The following is a 5,341-nucleotide window of genomic DNA, read 5'->3' as shown; positions in this document are numbered from 1 at the left end:
GTTGCTGGGGCGTGAGGTGGATCGCGGGAAGGTGCGCTGCCGCTAACGCGCTACCCGGCACGGGCGAATCGGAACGGGCGTGCCGGACGGCGCGCCCTTTTCGCGTTTAGAAAGTCGGGTTCGCTCGATTGACGGTACGGAACGGCCCGTCTTCAAACTATCGGTTCGCATGACCCTTGCAGCCGCCCCCGCCCCCGGCCTAGAGAGGCGCATCCGTTCAGCGAGGGGATGAGAGGCCGTGAACGCAGACGAGATGAAAGCCGCCATCGGCAGGGAAAGCCTGTCGGACTGGGTCGACGTGACGCAGGACATGATCGACAAGTTCGCCGACGCGACCGGCGATCACCAGTTCATCCATGTCGATCCCGAACGCGCGAAGCTGACGCCGTTCGGCACCACCATCGCGCACGGTTTCCTGACGCTGTCGCTGCTGCCGCAGCTGGCGATGAAGACGCCCGACGCGCCGCGGCTCGACGGGGTGAAGATGGGCGTCAACTACGGCGGCAACAAGGTCCGCTTCCTGGCGCCGGTGCCGTCCAATTCCCGCGTCCGCGGCCGCTCCAGGATCACGGAGTTCGAGGAAAAGCGCCCCGGCCAGTATCAGTACACCACCGAGACCACCGTCGAGATCGAGGGGCAGGACAAGCCCGCGATGATCGCCGAATGGATCACGCAGGTCTTCGTCTGATCCCATTATCCGTCACCCCGGCGAAGGCCGGGGTCTCCCGCCGCACACAACCCCGGCCTTCGCCGGGGTGACGACCGCAAAGGACTGTCTTCATGCGTTCCGCCGTCATCGTTTCCACCGCCCGCACCCCGATCGGCCGCGCCTATCGCGGGGCGTTCAACAACCTGCCCTCCCCCACGCTGGCCAGCCATGCGATCAAGGCCGCCGTGGAGCGCGCGAAGATCGACGGCGCGGAAGTGGACGACGTCGTGTTCGGCGCCGCGCTCCAGCAGGGGCATCAGGCGGGCAATATCGCGCGCACCAGCCTGCTGCGCGCCGGCCTGCCGGTCAGCGTGTCGGGCATGTCGCTCGACCGCCAGTGCGCCTCGGGCCTGATGGCGATCGCCACCGCCGCCAAGCAGATCGTCGTCGACGGCATGGACGTGACGATCGGCGGCGGCGTCGACAGCATCTCGCTGGTGCAGACGCCGGAAATGCGCGTCGCGCCCGACAAGGAACTGCTGGCGATGCACGGCGACATCTACATGCCGATGCTGCAGACCGCGGAGGTGGTCGCCAAGCGCTACGGCATCAGCCGCGATGCGCAGGACGAATATGGCTATCGCTCGCAGATGCGCACCGCCGCCGCGCAGGCCGCCGGCAAGTTCGATGACGAGATCGTCGCCGTCACCGCGACCAAGGCGAACGTCAACAAGGAGACCAAGGAAGTCTCCTATGAGGAAGTGACCCTGTCGAAGGATGAGGGCAATCGCGCCGATACCACGCTGGAAGGGCTCAAGAGCCTGAAGCCGGTGCTCGGCCCGGACCTCAACATCACGGCGGGCAACGCCAGCCAGCTGTCGGACGGCGCCTCGGCCAGCGTGCTGATGGAGGAGAAGGTCGCCGCGGCCAAGGGGCTGACCCCGCTCGGCCGCTACGTCGGCATGGCAGTGGCGGGCACCAAGCCCGACGAAATGGGCATCGGCCCGGTCTTCGCAATCCCCAAGCTGCTGGAGCGCAACGGCCTGAAGATGGACGACATCGGGCTGTGGGAACTGAACGAGGCGTTCGCGGTGCAGGTGCTTTACTGCCGCGACAAGCTGGGCATCCCCGACGAGCTGCTCAACGTCAACGGCGGCGCGATTTCGATCGGCCACCCCTATGGCATGTCGGGCGCACGGATGACCGGCCACGCGCTGATCGAAGGCAAGCGTCGCGGCGCCAAGTACGTCGTCGTGACGATGTGCGTCGGCGGCGGCATGGGCGCGGCGGGGCTGTTCGAAGTCCTGTAATTGAGAGGCAACGGCCAGTACGCTATGTATTGGTGCAGGCGATGACATAGCGCCTCTACGGGAACCCCGGTCGTGCCAGCGACCGGGGTTCTTGGCGTTTGGGGGCCGGCTGCCAGACCGGCCCCCGCCCGTGCCCTAGTTTCGCCGGACCACTTCGATCACCTTCAGCACGAACATGCCGAAAGCAAACAGTGACGTCGGCAACGCGCGCAGGTTGGGCCCCCCCTCGCAACCAACGCCCGCTCCCCTCGTTCACCGCTCGAACCGATCGAGAGGAGACGAACTATGGCGGACGCCAATAAAGATCCCCGCACGCTGAAAGAAGACATGTGGAAGAAGATGGCGGACAGCCCCTTCGTCATGGTCGGCCCGGCGGACGGATCGTCGCACAGCGAACCGCTGACCGCGCAGCTGGACGAGGATCAGGTCGACACCTTGTTCTTCTTCATCGGCAAGGACAATCGGGTCGCGGGCAAGCGCGAGCTGATGCTCCAGTTCGTGGCGAAGGGGCATGATTTCTTCGCCTGTCTGTCGGGCAACGGCCGGATCGACAACGACCGCGCGCAGATCGACAAGCTGTGGAACAAGCAGGTCGAGGCCTGGTTTCCGGGCGGCAAGGACGACCCCAACCTCGCGTTGCTGCGCGTCGACATCGACAGCGCGGAACTGTGGGAAACCGATCTGTCGCTGGGCGGCAAGCTGAAGATGCTGTTCGGCGGGACGATCCGCTCGGACGAGGCGGGCAGCCACGCCAAGGTTGAAACCACCGCGGAGAGCACGCCGGCCTGACCGGGCGCCTCACTGCCGGACATAAAAAGGGCCGCCCGACGACCGGGCGGCCCTTTCTTATTGCTGTCCTGAAGCGCCCTACTCCTGCGCAGGAGCACGAGCACTAAGTCTCACCCGTTCGCCGCCATCCATTCCTCGACCACCGGCGCGATGCGGTTGCGCCATTTGGACCCGTTGAAGATGCCATAATGGCCGACGCCTTCGGCCATGTAGTAACGCTTCTTCCCGTCCGGCAAATTGGTCGCCAGCGTCAGCGCCGCCTTCGTCTGGCCCAGCCCGGAGATATCGTCGCGCTCGCCCTCGATCGCCAGCAGCGCGACGTCGGTGATCGCGGACAGGTCGACCGGCCGCCCGCGATGCGTCATCTCGCCCTTGGGCAGCGAATGGTTCTGGAACACCACGTCGATGGTCTGGAGGTAGAATTCGGCGGTCATGTCGCAGACCGAACGATATTCCTCGTAGAACGCCTTGGTCGCGTCCGCGCTGTCGCCGTCGCCGGTCACCAGATGCTTGAACAACTCGTAATGGCTCATCATGTGGTTGCCCAGGTTCATGGTCATGAACCCGGTCAGCTGCAGGAAACCCGGATACACCTTCCGTCCCGCACCCGGATACAGCAGCGGGACGGTGGCGATGACATTCTGTTCGAACCACGCGAACGGCCGCTCGGTCGCCAGCGTGTTGACCGCGGTCGGCGCCTCGCGCGTGTCGATCGGCCCGCCCATCATCGTCAGCGTGCGCGGGCGGCACGGGTGGCGATCCGCACTCATCAGCGCGACCGCCGCCAGGCACGGCACCGACGGCTGGCACACCGCCAGCATGTGCGCCCCGCCCTGCCCCTCGTTCGGGCCGATCGCCTCCATGAACGCGACCAGATAGTCGATGTAATCGTCCAGGTCGAAACGCCCCTCGCTGGTCGGCACCAGCTTCGCATCGCGCCAGTCGGTGATGTAGACGTCGGCGACCGGCAGCATCCGTTCCACCGTCCCGCGCAGCAGGGTGGCGAAATGGCCCGACATCGGCGCGACGATCAGCAGCTTCGGCCCGCCCGCCATACCCTCGCGGACGAACCGCTTGAGCTGGCCGAACGGCCGTTGCACGACGATCTCCTCCTGCACCCCCACGCTGCGGCCGTCGATCACCGTCTCGGTGAAGCCGAACGCGGGCTTCCCGCGCGACGCGGCGGCATGTGCGAACACCTCCAGCGCGGACGCCATCAGCGGCCCGCCGCCCAGATAGTTCAGCGACGGCTGGCTCTTCAGCCAGTTGGCTCCGAACGTCGCCATCGCGCTGGCCGAGGCGAGCCACGACCGCTGGAATTCGTAAGCGTCGTACAGCATCGAACGAAAATCCTTCCCCCATTGATATGGGTGCGATGGGTTGTACGTCAAAACGCAATTGCTGCAATGCAATAAGAACGCGCGGGCGACGATCGCGGTCCCGCCGTGGCCCGGCGGGCACAGCATGGGACAGGTCGGCGCGCGTCGGCCACCGTCCGCGTTGAGCCGCGCCCCCACCTGCTGCTACACGCAGCCACCATGGCTAGCACCACCGACGTCGTCCCGTCCCGCCGCATCGGCAATCTGTCGATGATCTGGCGCCATGCGCGCCGCTATCCGGCGCAGATCGCGGCGGCGGCGCTGGCGCTGCTGGTCACGTCGGTGGCCACGCTGGGCATCCCGTACAGCTTCAACCGCGTCATCGATCGCGGCTTCATCAGCGGCGGCGCCGATCCGTCCGCGGTATCGGCGACGTTCCACTACATGCTGATGATCGTCGTCGTGCTGGCGCTGGGCACGGCGGTGCGGTTCTATTTCGTCTCGTGGCTGGGCGAGCGCGTGGTGGCGGACATCCGCACCAGCGTGCAGCGCCACCTGATGACGCTCAGCCCCAGTTTCTACGAGGAGAACCGCCCGTCGGAAATCGCCTCGCGGCTGACCGCGGACACCGCGCAGATCGAAACCGTGGTCGGCAGCACCGTGTCGATCGCGCTGCGCAACAGCGTCACCGGGGTCGGCGGGCTGATCTACCTGTTCGCGATCTCGCCCAAGCTGGCGGGGATGCTGCTGCTGGGTATCCCGCTCATTATCGCGCCGATCGCGCTGCTGGGGAAGCGCGTGCGCAGCCATTCGCGCACCTCGCAGGACCGGATCGCCGACGTCGGATCGATCGTGACCGAGACGCTGGGCGCGATGAAGATCGTCCAGGCGTTCGGACAGGAGGCCCGCGAAAGCGCGCGCTTCGGCGATGCGGTGGAGGCGACGATGGCGGCGGCGCGGCGGCGCATCGCGCTGCGTGCGGTGATGACCGCGATCGTCATCGCGCTGATCTTCGGCGCGATCACGCTGGTGCTGTGGGAAGGCGCGATCGACGTTGCCGCCGGGCGGCTGTCGGGCGGGTCGATCGCCGCCTTCGTGCTGACCGGCGGGATCGTCGCGGGCGCGTTCGGCGCGCTGACCGAGGTCTATGGCGACCTGTTGCGCGGCGCGGGCGCGGCGGGGCGGCTGTCGGAACTGCTTCAGGAACGCCCGACCATCGCCGCGCCCGACGGGCCGACCACTGCCAGCGTCTCCCCCGGCGATACGGTCAGCGA

5 protein-coding genes are annotated in these 5,341 nt (G+C 66.8%); 4 read left to right on the top strand and 1 reads right to left on the bottom strand.

What is annotated here, in order from left to right; translation table 11 throughout:
* Positions 1-253: 253 nt before the first annotated feature.
* The 3 genes from AX685_RS05600 (at position 254) to AX685_RS05590 (ending at position 2,748) form a co-directional block, all read left to right on the top strand.
* On the top strand, positions 254-688 hold the full coding sequence (locus AX685_RS05600; RefSeq protein ID WP_066486270.1) for a MaoC family dehydratase: 435 nt from the start codon (positions 254-256) through the stop codon (positions 686-688).
* Positions 689-780: 92 nt separating this feature from the next.
* A complete protein-coding gene (locus tag AX685_RS05595; protein WP_066486267.1) occupies positions 781-1,959 on the top strand; it encodes an acetyl-CoA C-acyltransferase in 1,179 nt (392 codons plus the stop codon).
* A gap of 285 nt (positions 1,960-2,244) precedes the next feature.
* The gene (locus tag AX685_RS05590) at positions 2,245-2,748 is read left to right on the top strand and encodes a pyridoxamine 5'-phosphate oxidase family protein (protein ID WP_066486264.1); all 504 of its coding nucleotides are present in this window, start codon (positions 2,245-2,247) and stop codon (positions 2,746-2,748) included.
* Between the two features lie 110 nt (positions 2,749-2,858).
* On the opposite strand, the gene AX685_RS05585 is transcribed toward AX685_RS05590, so the two are convergent.
* On the bottom strand, positions 2,859-4,088 hold the full coding sequence (locus tag AX685_RS05585) for a polyhydroxyalkanoate depolymerase (protein ID WP_066486261.1): 1,230 nt from the start codon (positions 4,086-4,088) through the stop codon (positions 2,859-2,861).
* A gap of 198 nt (positions 4,089-4,286) precedes the next feature.
* On the opposite strand from AX685_RS05585, the gene AX685_RS05580 reads away from it, so the two are divergent.
* The coding region (locus AX685_RS05580) for an ABC transporter transmembrane domain-containing protein (protein ID WP_269450461.1) at positions 4,287-5,341 on the top strand (1,055 nt) is incomplete at its 3' end.

The organism is Sphingomonas sp. CCH9-F2, from assembly GCF_001556735.1.
Classification (GTDB): domain Bacteria; phylum Pseudomonadota; class Alphaproteobacteria; order Sphingomonadales; family Sphingomonadaceae; genus Sphingomonas; species Sphingomonas ginsenosidimutans.
The sequence above is the reverse complement of the archived record's forward strand: the minus strand, read 5'-3'. Positions and strand labels throughout refer to the sequence as shown.